The following is a 19,202-nucleotide window of genomic DNA, read 5'->3' as shown; positions in this document are numbered from 1 at the left end:
AAACCTAAAATAATTAACATAAAAAAGCCCGATATTTCTATCGGGCTTTTACTTAGGCTTGTCCAGTAGGACCAAAATTTAAGGGTATAGGAGGTTTATCATAATCCTTAATCTCACCATGAGAGGCTTCAAACTTTCTCACATTATCTGCAAGTGCTTGTGCCAATCTTTTGGCATGTTGAGGAGTTAAAATAATCCGTGACTTTACCTTTGACTTAGGGTTTCCCGGCATAATATTCACAAAATCAACAACAAATTCTGAAACCGAATGGTTGATGATTGCCAGATTACTGTACTGACCTTCTGCAACTTCTGGATCAACTTCTATGTTGATTTTGTGATCTTGATTATTTGACATTAGTTATAGTTCACTTGTGGCTCTTCCTTGCGTTGAAGTAGTTTTTCAAACTCCTCCTTAGATCCTACGATGATGTCATCATAGTTTCGCATTCCTGTACCTGCTGGAATTCTATGTCCAACAATTACATTCTCTTTCAATCCTTCTAGAGTATCTACCTTACCGCTTACCGCAGCCTCGTTCAATACTTTAGTAGTTTCCTGGAAGGAAGCAGCACTAATAAATGATTTAGTCTGTAGGGAAGCTCTAGTGATACCTTGAAGTACAGGCTCTGCTGTTGCAGGCTCTACATCTCTAGCTTCAACTAAAACTTTATCCTCACGTTTCAATAAGGAGTTCTCATCTCTCAACTGGCGTGGAGATATGATTTGTCCTTCTTTCAAGGTTGCAGAATCTCCTGCAGTCTCCACGACCTTCATTCCGTAAAGCTTATCGTTTTCAAGGATGAAGTCTTCTTTATGAACCAATTGGTTCTCTAGGAAGATACCATCACCTGGATCTACAATTTTCACTTTACGCAACATCTGACGAACAACTACTTCAAAGTGCTTATCATTGATCTTCACCCCTTGAAGTCTGTATACTTCTTGCACCTCATTCACAAGATACTGCTGTACAGCACTTGGTCCTTTGATTGCAAGAATATCTTTAGGAGTAATAGAACCATCAGACAACGGCATACCTGCACGAACGTAATCGTTCTCTTGTACCAATATTTGATTGGACAATTTCACTAGGTACTTCTTCACTTCATCAGTTTTAGAAGTCACTACGATCTCACGATTACCACGTTTGATTTTACCGAAGGATACAACACCATCAATCTCACTAACAACCGCTGGGTTGGAAGGATTACGAGCTTCAAACAGTTCAGTAACACGTGGAAGACCTCCTGTGATATCACCTGCCTTAGCAGATTTACGTGGGATCTTAACTAGTACCTTACCTACCTTGATCTTCTCGTCATCATTCACCATAAGGTGTGCACCTACTGGTAAGTTGTAACTGATTTGAGTTTCTCCTTTACTATCTACAATGTGTAGCGTAGGGATCAATTTCTTATCTCTTGAATCAGAAATTACTTTCTCTTCGTATCCAGTTTGCTCATCTGTTTCTACTTGGAAAGTTGTTCCTTGAATGATGTTTTCAAACTTGATCTTACCAGCAAATTCAGAGATAATAACACCGTTAAATGCATCCCACTTCGCAATCAAATCACCTTTCTTCACTGCAGAACCTACTTTAGCGTAAAGCTCAGCACCGTAAGGAATATTGTTAGAGTTTAGTAGAATTCCAGTTTTATGATGCATCAATTTAGATTCTGCAGTTCGAGATATGACTACCTCTACAGCATTACCATCACTGGATTCTCCTTTAACCGTTTTGATGTCCTCAATTTCCAGGATACCATCATTTTTAGCTATAATCGTATTTTCTTCAGAAACGTTACCTGCAACACCACCCACGTGGAATGTACGAAGCGTCAACTGTGTTCCTGGTTCACCAATAGATTGTGCAGCAATAACACCTACAGCCTCACCTCTCATTACCATTCTATTGGTAGCTAGGTTACGACCGTAACATTTTGCACACACACCTTTCTCTGCCTCACAAGTTAATGGAGATCGAACTTCTACTGATTCTAATCCAGACTCATCAATAGCATCAGCAATTTTGTTTGTGATAAGATCACCTGCTGCAACAAGAACATCTTGTGATGCAGGGTCAATCACATCATTAAGTGCCGTACGTCCTACGACACGTGCACCTAATTTTTCCATTACTTCTTCATTCTTCTTCAATGCACTTACATCGATACCTCTTAGAGTTTCACAATCTACCGTGTTAACGATAACATCTTGTGCAACATCATGAAGACGTCTTGTCAGGTAACCAGCATCTGCCGTTTTCAAGGCCGTATCTGCAAGTCCTTTACGTGCACCGTGAGTAGAGATAAAGTATTCCAAAATCGATAGACCTTCCTTAAAGTTGGAAAGAATCGGGTTTTCAATAATCTCACCACCACCGGAGTTGGATTTTTTAGGCTTAGCCATCAATCCACGCATTCCTGTAAGCTGACGAATCTGTTCTTTAGATCCACGAGCTCCAGAGTCAAGCATCATGTACACCGAGTTGAATCCTTGCTGATCCTCTCTAATGTTTTTCATGGAAAGCTCCGTAAGCTGTGCATTCGTAGCAGTCCATACATCAATTACCTGATTGTATCGCTCATTCTGAGTAATAAGACCCATACCATAGTTACCACGGATGGTATCTACTTTCTTGTTAGCAGCGTCAATCATTGATTGCTTCTCTTGTGGAATCATAATATCTCCAAGAGAGAATGATAATCCACCACGGAATGCAAATCCATAACCTAGATCTTTAATCTCATCAAGGAAAGCCGCTGTTCTAGGAACATCAGTTACCTTAAGAATATCACCGATAATATCACGAAGTGCTTTCTTAGTCAATACTTCATTGATATAACCTGCTTCATCCGGCACCTTCTCATTAAAGATGACACGTCCAGCGGTAGTCTCAATGATCTCTGTTTTGTAAGACCCATCTTCTTGAAGAAGGTTGATTCTACATTTTACTGGAGCATTAATATCAACACGCTTTTCATTAAACGCGATTACCAACTCTTCAGGACCGTAGAAAGTTAAATCTTCACCTTTAACGATGTGGTCACCTTCTGATCTTCTCAATTTGGTCATGTAGTACAGACCCAATACCATATCCTGTGATGGTACAGCGATTGGGCTACCGTTTGCAGGATTCAAAATATTGTGAGAAGCCAACATCAACAGCTGACATTCTAGAATTGCTTCTGGTCCTAATGGAAGGTGAACTGCCATTTGATCCCCATCAAAATCCGCATTAAATGCAGTACATACTAATGGGTGCAACTGGATTGCTTTACCTTCAATCAATTTAGGTTGGAACGCCTGAATACCTAGTCTGTGCAACGTAGGAGCGCGGTTCAACATTACTGGGTGTCCTTTAAGAACGTTCTCCAGAATGTCCCATACTACAGGTTCCTTCTTATCTATAATTTTCTTTGCAGATTTAACCGTCTTCACAATACCGCGCTCGATAAGCTTTCTAATAACGAAAGGCTTATACAATTCCGCAGCCATGTCTTTAGGCAATCCACACTCGTACAATTTCAATTCTGGTCCAACGACGATTACCGAACGAGCCGAATAATCTACACGCTTACCAAGTAAGTTTTGACGGAAACGTCCCTGCTTACCTTTTAAGGAGTCAGAAAGTGATTTCAACGGTCTGTTAGAATCTGTTTTGACAGCACTTGATTTTCTCGTGTTGTCAAGTAAAGAATCCACAGCCTCTTGAAGCATTCGCTTCTCATTACGCAAGATTACCTCTGGAGCTTTGATTTCCATCAATCGCTTCAAACGGTTGTTACGTATGATAACGCGACGGTACAAGTCATTTAAGTCAGATGTTGCAAAACGACCACCATCAAGTGGTACTAATGGACGCAATTCTGGTGGAATAACTGGTACGACTTTCATGATCATCCACTCTGGGTTGTTCTCACGATTCTCGTTAGATTCCTTAAGTGCTTGAACTACTTGAAGTCGTTTCAACGCCTCCATTTTACGTTGCTTAGAAGTCTCGTTATTTGCTTTGTGACGTAAGTCATAAGACAAAGTTTCAAGATCTATACGCTGTAAAAGGTCGATCAGACACTCTGCACCCATCTTAGCGATAAACTTATTAGGGTCAGAATCTTCTAGATACATATTCTCTTGTGGAATAGTATCAAGAATGTTTAAGTACTCCTCTTCAGTAAGGAAGTCAAGTCTATTTAACTCCTCACCATCTTCATTTTTAGCAATACCTGGTTGGATCACTACGTATCTCTCGTAGTAAATGATCATGTCCAGTTTCTTTGATGGCAATCCTAGTAGGTACCCAATCTTGTTAGGTAAGCTACGGAAATACCAGATGTGTGCAACAGGAACTACAAGGTTGATGTGCCCTATACGGTCACGTCTTACCTTCTTTTCAGTTACCTCTACACCACATCGATCACAAACAATCCCTTTGTAACGGATGCGTTTGTATTTACCACAGGCACACTCATAATCTTTTACCGGACCAAAGATGCGCTCACAAAAGAGACCATCTCTCTCTGGCTTGTGCGTACGGTAATTGATTGTTTCAGGTTTCAAAACCTCACCTCTGGATTCTGCCAAAATAGATTCTGGAGAAGCCAAACCGATGGAAATTTTTGAAAACTTCTTCTGTGCTGGGTTGTCGTTATATCTAGCCATATTTATGGTACTATTTTAAGTTAGAAGTAGTGAGGATTGTAGGTTGTTACGCTTTCGCGAAAGCGGACTCTCCACAGTCCTCACTGGAAAAATTAATCCTCGAGTCTCAAGTCTAATCCTAGACCTTTCAATTCGTGCATTAATACATTGAATGACTCAGGTAATCCTGGCTCTGGCATTGGCTCACCTTTCACGATCGACTCGTAAGTCTTAGCACGTCCTACAACGTCATCAGACTTAACTGTCAAGATCTCTCTAAGTGTGCTGGATGCACCGTAGGCCTCAAGTGCCCAAACCTCCATCTCACCAAATCGCTGACCACCAAATTGTGCTTTACCACCTAGTGGCTGCTGGGTAATCAATGAGTATGGCCCGATTGAACGTGCGTGCATCTTGTCGTCTACCATGTGACCTAGTTTCAACATGTAGATGATACCTACAGTTGCTGGCTGGTCAAAGCGCTCTCCTGTTCCACCATCATACAAATAGGTATGACCGAATCTTGGGATTCCTGCTTCATCAGTATAGGCGTTGATCTGGTCAAGAGTTGCACCATCAAAAATTGGCGTTGCAAAGTTCTTACCTAGTTTCTCACCTGCCCATCCTAGAACGGTTTCATAAATCTGCCCGATGTTCATACGAGAAGGTACCCCCAGTGGATTCAATACGATATCTACTGGTGTTCCATCCTCAAGGAACGGCATATCTTCAGCACGTACGATACGCGCAACGATACCTTTGTTACCGTGACGTCCCGCCATCTTATCTCCTACTTTCAGTTTACGTTTTTTAGCAACATAAACTTTAGCAAGTTTGATAATTCCAGCTGGAAGCTCATCACCTACTGAGATGGTAAACTTCTCACGTCTCAAGGAACCTTGAAGGTCATTTTCCTTAATCTTATAATTGTGAAGCAAGTCAGCAACCGTATCATTAGTTTCTTTAGTGGTAGTCCACGTTCCAGAAACTAAGTGGGTAAAGTCGTCAACAGAGTTCAACATTTTCAATGTGTATTTCTTTCCTTTAGGAAGAACTTCTTCTCCTAAGTCATTGAATACACCTTGAGATGTTTTACCGCTCACTATTTCAAAAAGCTTGTCGACAAGTCTGGTTTTAAGATCATCAAACTTAGCTTGATATTCTTGTTCCAATCTTGCGATATCTTCTTTGTCTTGTGCTCTTTTCTTCTTGTCCTTAACAGCACGAGAGAACAATTTCTTATCGATAACTACACCACGTAACGATGGAGAAGCTTTCAAAGAAGCATCTTTCACATCACCTGCTTTATCACCGAAAATGGCTCTAAGAAGTTTTTCTTCTGGAGTTGGGTCAGACTCTCCTTTAGGTGTAATCTTACCTATAAGGATATCTCCTGGCTCTACTTCAGCACCGATGCGTATCATACCATTCTCATCAAGATCAGCCGTAGCTTCCTCTGATACGTTAGGTATGTCTGGCGTCAATTCTTCATTACCAAGTTTGGTATCTCTTACTTCAAGAGAGTACTCATCAACATGGATAGATGTAAAGATGTCCTCACGAACAACTTTTTCAGAAATTACGATCGCATCCTCAAAGTTGTAACCTTTCCATGGCATAAATGCCACTTTCATGTTACGACCTAATGCTAGTTCTCCAGCCTCAGTTGCATAACCTTGACAAAGAACTTGTCCTTTCTTCACGCGGTCACCTTTTTGCACGATAGGCTTCAATGTGATGGAAGTACCTTGATTCGTCTTACGGAATTTGATCAAGTTGTAACTGGTCTCATCCGGCTCAAAACTGATCAGTTTCTCACGGTCCGTGCGATCGTACTCGATCACCACTTTCTGTGCATCAACATAAGCAACAGTACCGTCACCTTCTGCATTGATCAATACTCTTGAATCTTGTGCTACTTGTCTTTCAAGACCAGTACCTACAATAGGAGCATCAACACGCAACAATGGAACTGCCTGGCGCATCATGTTAGATCCCATCAGGGCTCTGTTCGCATCATCATGCTCCAAGAATGGAATCAAAGATGCAGAGATGGATGCGATCTGGTTAGGTGCAACGTCAGCATAAACAACCTCACTTGGGTCTACTACTGGGAAGTCACCTTCCATACGTGCAATTACATTGTCAGACATAATTTTACCATTCTCTAATGGCAAGTTAGCTTGTGCAATGTGCATTCCTTCTTCTTCCTCAGCACTCAAGTAAATCGGCTCTTCTTTCAAATTCACAACTCCGTCTTTCACCTTACGGTAAGGAGTTTCAATGAATCCCATGCTGTTCACTTTCGCGAAAACTGCTAGCGAAGAAATCAAACCAATATTCGGTCCTTCAGGAGTTTCAATTGGACATAAACGTCCGTAGTGTGTGTAGTGAACGTCACGAACCTCAAAACCTGCTCTTTCACGAGAAAGACCTCCAGGTCCAAGTGCCGATAGACGGCGCTTGTGAGTGATCTCTGCTAGTGGATTTGTTTGATCCATAAACTGAGACAACTGGTTGGTACCAAAGAATGAATTAATTACAGAAGACAATGTCTTTGCATTAATCAAGTCAATAGGTGTAAATACCTCGTTATCTCTCACGTTCATTCTCTCACGTATGGTTCTTGCCATACGAGCAAGACCAACACCAAATTGAGAACTTAATTGCTCACCCACTGTACGTACACGACGGTTAGATAAGTGATCAATATCATCAATCTCTGCTTTAGAGTTGATCAACATGATCAAGTGCTTGATGATGGTTATGATATCTTCCTTAGTAAGCACTTGCTTATCCATGGCAATATCAAGGTTCAATTTTTTATTCATACGGTAACGACCTACCTCACCAAGGTTGTATCTCTGATCAGAGAAGAACAACTTATCGATGATACCACGCGCAGTTTCTTCATCTGGCGGCTCAGCGTTACGTAATTGTCTATAAATATGTTCTACTGCTTCTTTTTCAGAGTTAGTAGGGTCCTTTTGAAGTGTGTTATGAATAATTGCGTAATCTGCAGACTGATTATCCTCCTTGTGCAAAAGGATGGTTTTAGTCTGAGATTCCATAATCTCATCAATGTGTTGTTTTTCTAAAATGGTATCGCGATCCAATACGATCTCGTTACGCTCGATAGAAACAACTTCGCCAGTATCTTCATCAACGAAATCCTCATGCCATGTTTTCAAAACACGAGCAGCAAGTTTACGTCCCAAGTATTTTTTAAGTCCTGTCTTACTTGCCTTCACTTCTTCTGCAAGGTCAAAAATTCCAAGGATATCCTTATCTCTTTCAAAACCGATAGCACGGAAAAGGGTAGTTACAGGTAATTTTTTCTTACGGTCAATGTAAGCGTACATAACGCTATTGATATCCGTTGCAAATTCAATCCAAGATCCTTTAAAAGGAATTACTCTTGCGGAGTATAATTTGGTTCCATTAGCATGAAAAGATTGTCCGAAGAATACACCTGGAGATCTATGTAGTTGTGAAACTACAACTCGTTCAGCACCATTGATTACAAAAGTACCTGAAGAGGTCATGTATGGTATTGTACCTAAGTAAACATCTTGAACGATAGTCTCAAAGTCCTCATGTTCTGGGTCAGTACAATAAAGTTTAAGGCGTGACTTAAGTGGCACGCTATAGGTAAGGCCACGTTCAATACATTCTTGAATAGAGTATCGTGGTGGGTCTACGAAATAGTCAAGAAACTCCAATACAAACTGGTTGCGTGTATCGGTAATAGGGAAGTTTTCCATGAAGGTGTTGTATAGACCCTCTACTTCTCTCCTATCTGATTTAGTTTCTAATTGAAAGAAATCCTGAAACGATTTGATTTGTATATCCAGCAGATCAGGATACTCTGCCTTAGAAGTTACCGTTGAAAAATTAATTCTTTCTGTGTTTGTTGCTAGCATCAATGCACGGTATTAAGTTAAAAAAAGCGTTATCGACGACGTCTCATCTTTATACGCAAAATGGTCTAGTCCTGTGGGCGATGCCCACAGGTCTAAACCTTAATGTATTAGCTGTGAAGAATTACTTCAACTCAACCTCAGCACCAGCTTCTTCTAGCTGAGCTTTAAGAGCTTCTGCCTCATCTTTAGACACACCTTCCTTGATTGGGGATGGAGCGCTATCTACAAGTTCTTTAGCTTCTTTCAATCCTGCACCAGTAAGTTCTTTAACTAACTTAACTACCGCTAGTTTAGCACCACCTGGAGCCTTAAGGATTACATCAAATTCAGACTGCTCTTCAGCAGCTTCTCCGCCACCTGCAGCTGGTCCAGCCATAGCAACTGCCGCTGCTGCTGGTTCGATTCCATACTCGTCTTTAAGTATAGTCGCTAATTCGTTTACTTCTTTCACAGTAAGGTTTACTAACTGTTCTGCGAAATCTTTTAAATCTGCCATTTCTATCGTTTTAATAAAATTTATAAATAATTAATTGCGTACTTGTTTGTTGCCCTACTTTTCAGAAAGGGTCTTAAGAATTCCAGCCAATTTGCCTCCACTTGATTTAAGTGCAGAAATAACATTTTTAGCTGGGCTTTGAAGAAGACCGATGATTTCACCGACCATTTCTTCTTTAGATTTGATGTCGCTTAATGCGTCGATCTTATCATCCCCTACATAAATTGCTTCTTCAATATAAGCTCCTTTCAAAACCGGCTTTTGCGATTTCTTACGGAAGTTCTGAATTACCTTAGCTGGCGCATTTGCCACCTCAGATAACATAATTGAAGTATTGCCTTTCAACAATTCTGGAAGTTCTCCAAAATCTTTGTCAGAAGCTTCCATTGCCTTTGCAAGCAATGTGTTCTTTACTACTGAAAGACTAACGTTTGCTTTGAAACAAGCTCTACGTAAGTTTGATGTATCTGTTGCGTTAAGTCCAGAGATATCTGCTAGATAGATAGTTGTGTTATCACCCAACGTAGCAGTCAAATCCTTTATAACAGTTGCTTTTTCTTCTCTTGTCATGATCTAGATTTTTTAGTCGTCTGATGCAAAACGCTTCGTATCGATCTGGATGCTAGGACTCATAGTACTAGACATATATATACTCTTGATGTATACACCTTTCGACGTTGTAGGTTTTAACTTAACTAACGTGTTGATTAATTCTCTTGCATTTCCTGCAATCTTCTCTGCATCGAAAGATGCTTTTCCAACTGATGCGTGAATGATACCAGTCTTGTCAACTTTAAAGTCGATTTTACCGGCTTTCACGTCAGATACTGCCTTAGCAACATCCATAGTCACTGTACCAGTCTTAGGGTTAGGCATCAAACCACGAGGACCCAAAACGCGTCCTAAAGGCCCTAACTTACCCATCACACTTGGCATCGTGATGATTACATCAACGTCAGTCCAACCATTCTTGATCTTTTCAAGATATTCATCAAGTCCTACATAATCAGCTCCAGCTGCTTCAGCTTCCGCTGCTTTGTCTGGAGTAACTAATGCAAGAACTTTCACATCTTTACCCGTACCGTGTGGAAGTGTCACAACACCTCTAACCATCTGGTTTGCTTTACGTGGATCCACGTTAAGACGAACCGCTAGGTCTACTGAGGCATCGAAATTTACCGTCGATACTTCTTTTACTAACTGAGAAGCCTCTGCAACCGTATAAGTGTTCGACTTATCGATCTTTGCATTGGTATCCTTCTGTTTTTTTGTCAATTTTGCCATTGTTACAAGTTTTAAGCAGGTGCGTTACCGCCCTTTACATTAATACCCATTGATCTTGCAGTACCAGCTACCATTCTCATGGCGCTCTCTACTGTAAAAGCATTTAGGTCAGGCATTTTGTCTTCTGCGATCAATTTTACTTGATCCCAGCTTATGGTTCCAACTTTCTTACGGTTAGGCTCACCACTACCACCTTTTAATTTCACTGCTTCTAGGATTTGTACTGCTGCTGGAGGAGTTTTAATCACAAAGTCAAAAGACTTGTCTTTAAAAACTGTAATTGCAACTGGTAACACTTTACCAGCTTTATCCTGGGTTCTAGCATTAAACTGCTTACAGAACTCCATGATATTTACACCAGCTGCACCTAATGCAGGTCCTACAGGTGGAGATGGGTTTGCTGCGCCACCTCTAACTTGTAATTTTACAACCTTAGATACTTCTTTAGCCATTTCTAATTTATTTCAATGTTTGACAGATATAAAGTGGAAGCCTTATACACTGCCTATAAATTGTAACATTTATACTTTTTCTACTTGCATATAACTCAACTCCAATGGAGTCTTACGGCCAAAAATCTTAACCATAACCTCGAGCTTACGCTTCTCTTCATTAACTTTTTCGATCACACCGTTGAAACCATTAAATGGACCATCAACCACTTTGATCGTTTCACCACTCTTAAATGGAATGGCGATATTATCCGTCTGCTCAGCAAGCTCATCCACCTTACCTAACATTCTGTTCACCTCAGATCTTCTCAAGGGTACAGGATCACCACCTTTAGTTTCCCCTAGGAAACCGATGACACCATTGACAGATTTGATAATGTGAGGAACCTCACCTTCAAGACGAGCTTGAACCATGATATATCCAGGAAAATAAACTTTTTCCTTATTGATCTTCTTACCATTGCGTATTTGTACCACCTTTTCAGTAGGCACTAATATCTGCTGTAAATAATCACCTAGATTATGGTGGTTGATCTCAGACTCAATATACTCTTTGATCTTGTTTTCTTGACCGCTGACAGATCGCACTACATACCACTTCATTACATCTTTTTCCTCACTCATGTTGTAGTATTATGCTTGTTTAACCCATTCAAAGTAATTAGTAATAGCCGTACTGAAAACAGTATCTATTCCATAAATAATCAATGCAAAAACTACAGAAAAGACAGCGACAGTAACGGTCATTTTTTGAGCCTCAGCCCATGTAGGCCATGTTACGTGGTTAGTCAACTCGTTATACGACTCCTTTACATATGATACTAATCCCATAATTTGAACGATCTTTTGTGAATCGCTTCACTTAATTATTTCTGAGCAATCTATTACGGATTTCTCAACATCTTATTTCAAGATCATTTGAAAACAAACAATCCTTTTGCGCGGACTGAGAGGCTCGAACTCCCGACCCCTGGTTTTGGAAACCAGTGCTCTACCAACTGAACTAAGTCCGCAAACCTTTTAAACAGTTTTAAACTGCTGGATAGTTCGCTTTCGCGAAAGCAAAAACTACACCATCTAATAAAGGGAAAGTACCCTACCTAATATTCATTAGATAGGATACTTAATTTATTTAGAATTATTAATCTAAAATCTCAGTTACCTGACCTGCACCTACAGTTCTACCACCCTCACGGATTGCAAAACGAAGACCCAAGTTCAATGCGATAGGCTGGATAAGATCAACAGTAATTGTCAAGTTATCTCCTGGCATTACCATTTCAACACCTTCTGGAAGCATGATGTTTCCAGTCACGTCAGTTGTACGAACGTAAAACTGCGGACGGTAGTTGTTATGGAATGGAGTGTGACGTCCACCTTCTTCTTTCTTAAGGATATAAACCTCAGCTTTGAATTTAGCGTGTGGAGTTACAGATCCTGGCTTAGTGATTACCATACCACGAGAGATTTGAGACTTCTCAATACCTCTCAAAAGGATACCTGCATTATCTCCAGCCTCACCTCTATCAAGGATCTGACGGAACATTTCAATACCAGTAATAGTAGATGTCAATTTTTGAGCACCCATACCGATGATTTCTACTGGATCACCAGTGTTTGCAACACCAGTCTCAATACGACCAGTTGCTACAGTACCACGACCTGTAATAGAGAACACATCCTCGATAGGCATCAAGAAAGGCTTGTCTACTTCACGTGTAGGCTCTTCAATCCAAGTATCAACAGCTTCCATCAATTCAAGAACTGTATTTACCCATTTTTCTTCACCATTCAATGCACCTAGAGCAGATCCAGAAATTACAGGACCATTGTCACCGTCATATTCATAGAAATTCAATAGATCACGAACTTCCATGTCTACTAATTCAAGAAGCTCCTCATCATCTACCATGTCAACCTTATTAAGGAAAACAACGATACGTGGAATACCTACCTGACGTCCTAATAGGATGTGCTCGCGAGTCTGTGGCATTGGACCATCAGTTGCAGCAACTACAAGGATAGCACCGTCCATCTGGGCAGCACCAGTTACCATGTTCTTTACATAATCCGCGTGACCAGGACAGTCTACGTGAGCGTAGTGTCTGTTAAGCGTTTGATACTCAACGTGTGAAGAGTTAATCGTGATACCACGTTCTTTTTCTTCAGGAGCATTGTCAATTTGATCAAAACTTGTTGCCTTAGAGTAACCAGCATCTGCAAGTACTTTAGTGATTGCAGCAGTAAGAGTAGTCTTACCGTGGTCAACGTGACCAATAGTTCCTACGTTAAGGTGCGGTTTCGAACGATCGTACGTTTCTTTAGCCATAATTATAATCTTAGTTTATATTAGTGTTTCAATTTAAAAACTGACACGGATACAAAACCAAATCAGCTTATACTATTTAGGGTCTCACGGAGAGACCTTATTTTCTTTATTCCAGAGCCAATGATGAGATTTGAACTCATGACCTCTTCCTTACCAAGGAAACGCTCTACCCCTGAGCTACACCGGCTTATGTTGTTAACGCTTTCGCGAAAGCGAAATAGCCAAGGGCTTTTTTCACACAATCACCTTACGGCTTTCAAGTGAGATTCCCGCCCTAGCGGAAAATTTTGAGCGAGAGACCGGGTTCGAACCGGCGACATTCAGCTTGGAAGGCTGACGCTCTACCAACTGAGCTACTCTCGCAATTACCATCAAAATGATGGGTGTAATCAAATAGTGGGGAGAGCAGGATTCGAACCTGCGAAGGTTTCCCAACGGAGTTACAGTCCGTCCTCGTTGGCCGCTTGAGTATCTCCCCTATTTAATTACTTCAATTTTTCAAAAAACTAAGAGCCGATGGAGGGACTCGAACCCACGACCTGCTGATTACAAATCAGCTGCTCTAGCCAGCTGAGCTACATCGGCTTATGATAGATTTTAAGCGCATCACGCTCTCGTTATTTCTAACGGACTGCAAATGTAAGGCTATTTTTTAATTAGCAAAAAATATTTTAGGAAAATAATTCATGTCAGTCAACAATTTTTTCCACCTAGACGTAAGGAACAATCCAGAGCCGTTGTTAACACTTATTTATTGCGTGGATGAGCCTTGCTATGAATGTTTTTCAATGCCTGCATACTGGTATGAGTATATACTTGAGTACTGGCAAGACTGGAGTGGCCTAGCAACTCTTTAACTGCATTTAAATCTGCCCCCTTATCTAATAGATGGGTGGCGAAGGTGTGGCGCAAAACATGCGGGCTTACTTTTACTTTTAAGCTGACTTGTTTTAAGTAACTGGTAACAGTCCGGTATACTAGTGAAGGGTAAATAGAATTACCCGATTCAGTGATAAAGAAACGATTGCTCTCTCCAGATAGCTCATCTCTTAAACTTAAGTAATCTAAAAGAATAGTCTGGGTATGTTCCAACAATGGAATGATGCGCTCTTTATTTCTTTTTCCTAACACTTTAATTCTTCCTTGACTTACCTCTACTGCATTGATGTCTAGACTTATTAATTCTGCACGGCGCATGCCTGTCACATATAACAACTCTATAATCGCTCGATCTCTTACAGCGACGAATGAAGTCTTATCGTACGGCTGGTTCAACAACTCTCCTACTTCTTTTTGAGAAAACGGTACTTGAACCTTGGTCGAGGTTTTCAAGCTTTTATGAAGGGTCATTATATTTTTCTCTGTGTGACCTTGTGCTCTGAGAAATTTATAATAAGCTTTTAGCGAGGACATTTTACGATTGATCGACCTACTTGAAATCCCAGAATCCATAAGTTCTGACATCCATTGCCGCACCATGGAATAATTGGCCTCATCTAGGGACACTTCATGTGTTTTCAAAAGTTCTTGAAACTGTTCCAGATCTCGCAGATAAGAATCACTAGTGTGAGCACTATAATGCTTTTCTAGGCTCAGGTATTTTTTGAAATCAGATAAATGCATAAAAAAAACGATCCGATAAATTTAATCATTTATCGGATCGTCATATTTAGATTACTGTTAAGAACTATAGGTTCTCTTCATCTCTCAAATGCTGGATGTATTCCGCTTTGATCCTTTGTGCGCGTTTAGCAACAGATGGCTTTGTGAACTGTTGTCTTCTACGTAGCTCACGCATCTTTCCTGTACGGTCAAACTTGCGTTTGAAGCGCTTCAGGGCTCTGTCGATATTTTCTCCGTCTTTAACTGGTATAATTAACATAGTGTCATCACCTCCTTTCTTTGGGATGGCAAAATTACATTATTATTTGTAACCACCTACTAATTTTTGATATTTCGCTTTCGCGAAAGCGAAATCACCTATTTATTTAGCTGCCGGCTTATAATCCTTACCGTCCAACATCATTTTTGCAATGATCTCGCGCATGATTTCACTAGTTCCACCACCTATAGGGCCTAGTCTACTGTCACGTGACATTCTAGCTAGCGGGTATTCCTCTATATACCCATAACCACCTAGAAACTGCAAACAGCCATAGATGACTTCATCAGATATTTTGGTGGATAGCAATTTCGCCATACTCGCTTCCTTCACAGGGTACAATCCTTTGTCAAGCTCCTCAGCGATGGAGTAATTGAAATTCTTTGCCATTTCTGTTTCACTCATCATATCTGCCAGCTTGTGACGTAACGCTTGGAATTTGTCTAGAGACTTACCAAATGCGGTACGGTCTTTCATGTAACCAATGGTGTACTCTAGAGCATATTCTGCTCTTGCATGTGCATTGATCGCCATGATCAATCGCTCTAATGCAAAATGTTGCATAATGTAAGGGAATCCTTTTCCCTCTTCTCCCATCAGGTTTTCTGCAGGGATCTTTACGTTGTCAAACCCTATCTCTCCTGTATCACTCGCTCTCCATCCTAACTTGTTCAATTTTGTAGCACTTATTCCTGGAGTCTCTCTATCCATAAGGAAGATCGAGATCCCGCGGCCTTTAGCTTCTGGATCTGTTTTAGCCGCAACGACTAAATAATCAGAATAAACACCGTTTGTAATAAAGGTTTTAGAACCGTTGATGATGTAATGATCTCCTTCTTTAACCGCAGTCGTGCGCATTCCAGCAACATCGCTACCTCCGAAAGGCTCTGTAATACACAAACACCCTATTTTATCACCAGATAAAGTTGGTACTAGATAGTCTTGCTTGATCCTCTCATAACCTTCCTTTAACAAATGCTGTGCACCTAGAAAAGCTTGAACCCACATGGCTGCAGCAAATCCACCAGAGTTGATGCGTTGCATTTCCTCCAGGAAGATTACGGTGTAAAAGAAATCAAGGTCTAAACCTCCATACTCCTCTGGGTAATACAATCCGAAATATCCCATATCGCCCATTTTCTTGAAAATCTCCCGATCTATATGACCGGTTTCTTCCCATTTATCGACGTGGGGCACCACTTCTTTTTTAAGAAAGTCTCTAAAACTCTCGCGAAATACATTGTGTTCTTCGGTAAAATATTTTGAATACATAAGTGTTTTTAGGTCTGTTTTTAGTCCAGTGTCAAATATAGCTGAATTAAAGGCAATTTTTCTTGTGGAAACCTTGAAGTGAGCATCACGTTGTCCCAACTCTTGAATCCATCTCTCAAAGTACGCTGCTCTATCAGCTTGTCCACAAGGTAGTCGTTGAAATAGGGAATGCTTGACAGTTCGTCCCGGGTCGCTTTGTTTAAGACTATTTTCTTGAAGCCTGCAGGTGGCGTTATAAAGAAATGCTTGCGCAGCTGGATCATTGTTGAATCTGAAAGTCCATAGATTTCCCGTACTTGTTGCATATCGACAAAACCATTCAGTTTTTGTCGTTGTTCGATGATTCGGGTAGAGAGCGCTGGGCCTATCCCGAAAACTGCCTTGAGCTGCTCTTGAGACGCTGTGTTCAAATTACTTGCTGTAATTTTCTTATCCGCAAAACTTAAATTTTTGGAATAGCTGGGTCTAGGATTATTCACCCAATCTGGAAATTTGAAATACGGAGCAATACTATCCAGCCACTGGTCACTCACTTCAGTCACTTGCTGGAATTGTGCAGGGGAATTGATGAATTTTCCGCTTTCGCGAAAGCGAGATAACCTCAACAACTGTGCTTCATCTAATCCTATCTGATAAGCACGGAAATCGTTGATGTAATTAGGGTTAAACGGATAGATCGTATCTTTTTTGCGAGCCGCTATTCTCTTGAGGGAATCGACCTTCTTTTCATACTCTGAAACATCAGCCAGCTCCAAAGAAGCCGTTGGAAGCGTCGTTAAATAAAAACGAACTCCTAAAAGGATCATTATTAAGATAATCAAAAGCAAAATCCCCCTTTGCTGACGTTTATCAAACAAAAAGAGGGATTTAATATTTTTCATAAAGCTGCTTAACTAACGGCCTCGCGCTTCAATCGGATCGCCTTCATGTAACGTGTCATTTCTTTCTTCACCTTAGGTGCTAATAATACGATACCGATCATATTAGGAACCATCATGGAGAAAATCATCGCATCAGAGAAACCTATAACGTTCCCTAGACTTGCTGCAGAACCTACTACCACAAAAATACAGAACAAGATCTTGTAAGTGTACTCCGTTCTATTTGTTCTTCCAAAAAGATAAGCCCAGGCTTGGTACCCATAATAAGACCATGAAATCATAGTTGAGAAAGCAAACATTACCACTGCTAGCGTCAATACATAAGGGAACCAACTAATCACTGATCCAAACGCATCAGAAGTTAATAGGATTGCATCAGCATCTGCAAGACCTGCATTTGCTGGATCGACATTTCCAGTAATTATCAAAACTATCGCTGTCATAGTACAAACCACCACCGTGTCGATGAAAGGTTCTAGTAATGCTACCAGACCTTCACTTGCTGGATATTTAGTACGTACTGCAGAGTGTGCTATGGATGCAGACCCTACACCAGCTTCATTTGAGAATGCTGCTCGTCTAAACCCTTGCACTAATACTCCTATCGCACCACCAGCAACACCTTCTGGACTAAAAGCGCCATCAATGATCTCATTAAATGCAAATCCAATTAAATCGTAATTAGCAAAGATTACCCAGATGGATGCTCCTACATAAATTACTACCATAAACGGTACAATCTTGTCAGTCACCTTGGCAATAGATTTGATACCTCCAATAATAACGATACCTACAAAAATCGCCATTAACAATCCGAATACCCAACGGTAACCAAACATAAATGAATCTGCCCCACCGGTAATGTTTTCTACCATCTGAGCGGCTTGATTGGCTTGAAACATATTTCCACCACCAAAAGACCCACCAATACACATGATCGCAAAAAGTACAGCTAAGACTTTTCCTAATCCAGCAAGTCCCATAGACCTTAATCCCTTAGTTAAATAATACATCGGGCCACCATAAATGGTACCATCAGGACCCACGTCGCGATACTTTACACCCAGCGTACATTCAACGAATTTGGAAGCCATTCCTAAGAATCCTGCAACGATCATCCAGAAGGTAGCACCTGCACCACCTACAGATACTGCAATTGCAACACCTGCTATATTCCCTAAACCTACAGTCGCAGAAAGAGCAGCCGTTAACGCTTGAAAGTGGCTCACTTCACCATCTGTACTTTCATCACGTATCGTATCCTTGATATCTCCATCAATTTTAATTTCATTGCTTACTTCATCAATATGATCCTCTAAGCTGTCGACTTTATTAATATCAACTCCATTAGCAATACCATCTTCACCATAAAGCATTTCCGCTCCATGCTTCTCAATATCTTCATATTTACCTCGTACTACTTGAATCGCTCTCCAAATTCCGGAGAAATTGATGAACTTGAAATAGATAGTAAAAAATAGCGCTCCTAATATCAGCGGGAAAAGAACCCAATAGACCTTCGTGAATGGTGCAGAAGCTACAAGGTCAACGCTGTCACCTGGAGCTATATCTGCCGCAGCAATTTTTAAAGTCCCACCATCAATTATGATGTTAGGATTATCAGTTTTTAAAACTAGTTCTTCAGCAGTTTGATCACCAGAAAGGGAGATCCTATTTACCTGTAACGTATCTTGAACTAAGGAATATCTTACACCGTCAGGGGCATTATATTCTCGTGGAGCTCTAGGATTCAAAGGATCTGGAGACAGTTCATCTAGAACATCCAGTTCAATTGTCATTTCATCTTCAACTGATCCAAAAGGGATTTGGTAAAAAACACCTGCTACGTAATCTCCCGTAGCCCAACCGAAAGCATCGTCTATCTTTTCGTCAATTCCTTTCTCTTCTTTTTGCTCTTGTGCAAAAACTGTCGTTGTAAGCATTAAAGCCATCAGGGACAGGACAATTCTGTTAAGATTTTTCATCAATTAAAAAGTGATTTTTGATTAAGCCAGCAAGATGCACAAAAATCTTGCCTT

Annotated in this window: 15 protein-coding genes and 5 tRNA genes; all 20 read right to left on the bottom strand. The window is 40.6% G+C overall.

Features of this window, described 5'->3' with window-relative positions:
- Positions 1-52: 52 nt before the first annotated feature.
- The 20 genes from NMS_RS07165 to NMS_RS07070 all read right to left on the bottom strand — a co-directional run bounded on the left by NMS_RS07165 (position 53) and on the right by NMS_RS07070 (position 19,148).
- Complete coding sequence (locus NMS_RS07165) at positions 53-358, bottom strand: DUF3467 domain-containing protein (protein ID WP_041496088.1); 306 nt, start codon at positions 356-358, stop codon at positions 53-55.
- Positions 358-4,665 (bottom strand): DNA-directed RNA polymerase subunit beta', encoded by a 4,308-nt coding sequence (rpoC, locus tag NMS_RS07160; RefSeq protein WP_041496087.1) that lies wholly within the window; start codon positions 4,663-4,665, stop codon positions 358-360. The genes NMS_RS07165 and rpoC overlap by 1 nt, the downstream gene beginning before the upstream one ends.
- Positions 4,666-4,757: 92 nt before the next feature.
- Complete coding sequence (gene rpoB, locus NMS_RS07155; RefSeq protein ID WP_041496086.1) at positions 4,758-8,567, bottom strand: DNA-directed RNA polymerase subunit beta; 3,810 nt, start codon at positions 8,565-8,567, stop codon at positions 4,758-4,760.
- Positions 8,568-8,688: 121 nt separating this feature from the next.
- Positions 8,689-9,063: a 50S ribosomal protein L7/L12 gene (gene rplL, locus NMS_RS07150; RefSeq protein WP_041496085.1), complete on the bottom strand. Its 375-nt coding sequence runs from the start codon at positions 9,061-9,063 to the stop codon at positions 8,689-8,691.
- Between the two features lie 54 nt (positions 9,064-9,117).
- Entirely contained in the window at positions 9,118-9,633 is a 516-nt protein-coding gene (rplJ, locus tag NMS_RS07145; protein WP_041496084.1) for a 50S ribosomal protein L10, read from the bottom strand.
- A 12-nt stretch (positions 9,634-9,645) separates the two neighbouring features.
- Positions 9,646-10,347, bottom strand: coding sequence for a 50S ribosomal protein L1 (gene rplA / locus NMS_RS07140; protein WP_041496083.1), 702 nt, complete (start codon positions 10,345-10,347; stop codon positions 9,646-9,648).
- An 11-nt stretch (positions 10,348-10,358) separates the two neighbouring features.
- Positions 10,359-10,799 carry a 50S ribosomal protein L11 gene (gene rplK / locus NMS_RS07135; RefSeq protein ID WP_041496082.1) on the bottom strand — a complete coding sequence of 147 codons (441 nt, stop codon included), beginning with the start codon at positions 10,797-10,799 and terminating at the stop codon, positions 10,359-10,361.
- 69 nt (positions 10,800-10,868) lie between these two features.
- A complete protein-coding gene (gene nusG, locus NMS_RS07130; RefSeq protein WP_041496081.1) occupies positions 10,869-11,423 on the bottom strand; it encodes a transcription termination/antitermination protein NusG in 555 nt (184 codons plus the stop codon).
- Positions 11,424-11,432: 9 nt separating this feature from the next.
- A complete protein-coding gene (gene secE / locus NMS_RS07125; protein WP_084217638.1) occupies positions 11,433-11,630 on the bottom strand; it encodes a preprotein translocase subunit SecE in 198 nt (65 codons plus the stop codon).
- A 109-nt stretch (positions 11,631-11,739) separates the two neighbouring features.
- A tRNA-Trp gene (locus tag NMS_RS07120) sits at positions 11,740-11,812 on the bottom strand.
- A gap of 128 nt (positions 11,813-11,940) precedes the next feature.
- Positions 11,941-13,128 (bottom strand): elongation factor Tu, encoded by a 1,188-nt coding sequence (gene tuf, locus NMS_RS07115; protein WP_041496079.1) that lies wholly within the window; start codon positions 13,126-13,128, stop codon positions 11,941-11,943.
- Positions 13,129-13,243: 115 nt separating this feature from the next.
- A tRNA-Thr gene (locus NMS_RS07110) sits at positions 13,244-13,315 on the bottom strand.
- Between the two features lie 103 nt (positions 13,316-13,418).
- Positions 13,419-13,491, bottom strand: a tRNA-Gly gene (locus tag NMS_RS07105).
- Between the two features lie 34 nt (positions 13,492-13,525).
- Positions 13,526-13,606 (bottom strand) — tRNA-Tyr (locus NMS_RS07100).
- Between the two features lie 33 nt (positions 13,607-13,639).
- Positions 13,640-13,713 (bottom strand) — tRNA-Thr (locus tag NMS_RS07095).
- A gap of 162 nt (positions 13,714-13,875) precedes the next feature.
- The gene (locus NMS_RS07090) at positions 13,876-14,751 is read right to left on the bottom strand and encodes a tyrosine-type recombinase/integrase (RefSeq protein WP_041496078.1); all 876 of its coding nucleotides are present in this window, start codon (positions 14,749-14,751) and stop codon (positions 13,876-13,878) included.
- Positions 14,752-14,815: 64 nt separating this feature from the next.
- Positions 14,816-15,010, bottom strand: coding sequence for a 30S ribosomal protein S21 (gene rpsU / locus NMS_RS07085; RefSeq protein WP_041496077.1), 195 nt, complete (start codon positions 15,008-15,010; stop codon positions 14,816-14,818).
- A 102-nt stretch (positions 15,011-15,112) separates the two neighbouring features.
- A complete protein-coding gene (locus tag NMS_RS07080; protein WP_041496076.1) occupies positions 15,113-16,282 on the bottom strand; it encodes an acyl-CoA dehydrogenase family protein in 1,170 nt (389 codons plus the stop codon).
- A gap of 20 nt (positions 16,283-16,302) precedes the next feature.
- Positions 16,303-17,088, bottom strand: coding sequence for a helix-hairpin-helix domain-containing protein (locus tag NMS_RS07075; RefSeq protein ID WP_197539481.1), 786 nt, complete (start codon positions 17,086-17,088; stop codon positions 16,303-16,305).
- An 83-nt stretch (positions 17,089-17,171) separates the two neighbouring features.
- Entirely contained in the window at positions 17,172-19,148 is a 1,977-nt protein-coding gene (locus NMS_RS07070; RefSeq protein ID WP_041496074.1) for an alanine/glycine:cation symporter family protein, read from the bottom strand.
- Between the last annotated feature and the right edge of the window lie 54 nt (positions 19,149-19,202).

Origin of the sequence: Nonlabens marinus S1-08, assembly GCF_000831385.1 — a bacterium.
GTDB lineage: Bacteria > Bacteroidota > Bacteroidia > Flavobacteriales > Flavobacteriaceae > Nonlabens > Nonlabens marinus.
Note: the sequence above shows the minus strand (reverse complement) of the source record. Positions and strands in the feature narration are given on the sequence as shown.

What these genes read in the sequence shown, in the direction of transcription:
- NMS_RS07165 (WP_041496088.1), bottom strand. Translation starts at nt 358, where the DNA reads ATGTCAAATAATCAAGATCACAAAATCAACATAGAAGTTGATCCAGAA.
- rpoC (WP_041496087.1), bottom strand. Translation starts at nt 4,665, where the DNA reads ATGGCTAGATATAACGACAACCCAGCACAGAAGAAGTTTTCAAAAATT.
- rpoB (WP_041496086.1), bottom strand. Translation starts at nt 8,567, where the DNA reads ATGCTAGCAACAAACACAGAAAGAATTAATTTTTCAACGGTAACTTCT.
- rplL (WP_041496085.1), bottom strand. Translation starts at nt 9,063, where the DNA reads ATGGCAGATTTAAAAGATTTCGCAGAACAGTTAGTAAACCTTACTGTG.
- rplJ (WP_041496084.1), bottom strand. Translation starts at nt 9,633, where the DNA reads ATGACAAGAGAAGAAAAAGCAACTGTTATAAAGGATTTGACTGCTACG.
- rplA (WP_041496083.1), bottom strand. Translation starts at nt 10,347, where the DNA reads ATGGCAAAATTGACAAAAAAACAGAAGGATACCAATGCAAAGATCGAT.
- rplK (WP_041496082.1), bottom strand. Translation starts at nt 10,799, where the DNA reads ATGGCTAAAGAAGTATCTAAGGTTGTAAAATTACAAGTTAGAGGTGGC.
- nusG (WP_041496081.1), bottom strand. Translation starts at nt 11,423, where the DNA reads ATGAGTGAGGAAAAAGATGTAATGAAGTGGTATGTAGTGCGATCTGTC.
- secE (WP_084217638.1), bottom strand. Translation starts at nt 11,630, where the DNA reads ATGGGATTAGTATCATATGTAAAGGAGTCGTATAACGAGTTGACTAAC.
- tuf (WP_041496079.1), bottom strand. Translation starts at nt 13,128, where the DNA reads ATGGCTAAAGAAACGTACGATCGTTCGAAACCGCACCTTAACGTAGGA.
- NMS_RS07090 (WP_041496078.1), bottom strand. Translation starts at nt 14,751, where the DNA reads ATGCATTTATCTGATTTCAAAAAATACCTGAGCCTAGAAAAGCATTAT.
- rpsU (WP_041496077.1), bottom strand. Translation starts at nt 15,010, where the DNA reads ATGTTAATTATACCAGTTAAAGACGGAGAAAATATCGACAGAGCCCTG.
- NMS_RS07080 (WP_041496076.1), bottom strand. Translation starts at nt 16,282, where the DNA reads ATGTATTCAAAATATTTTACCGAAGAACACAATGTATTTCGCGAGAGT.
- NMS_RS07075 (WP_197539481.1), bottom strand. Translation starts at nt 17,088, where the DNA reads ATGATCCTTTTAGGAGTTCGTTTTTATTTAACGACGCTTCCAACGGCT.
- NMS_RS07070 (WP_041496074.1), bottom strand. Translation starts at nt 19,148, where the DNA reads ATGAAAAATCTTAACAGAATTGTCCTGTCCCTGATGGCTTTAATGCTT.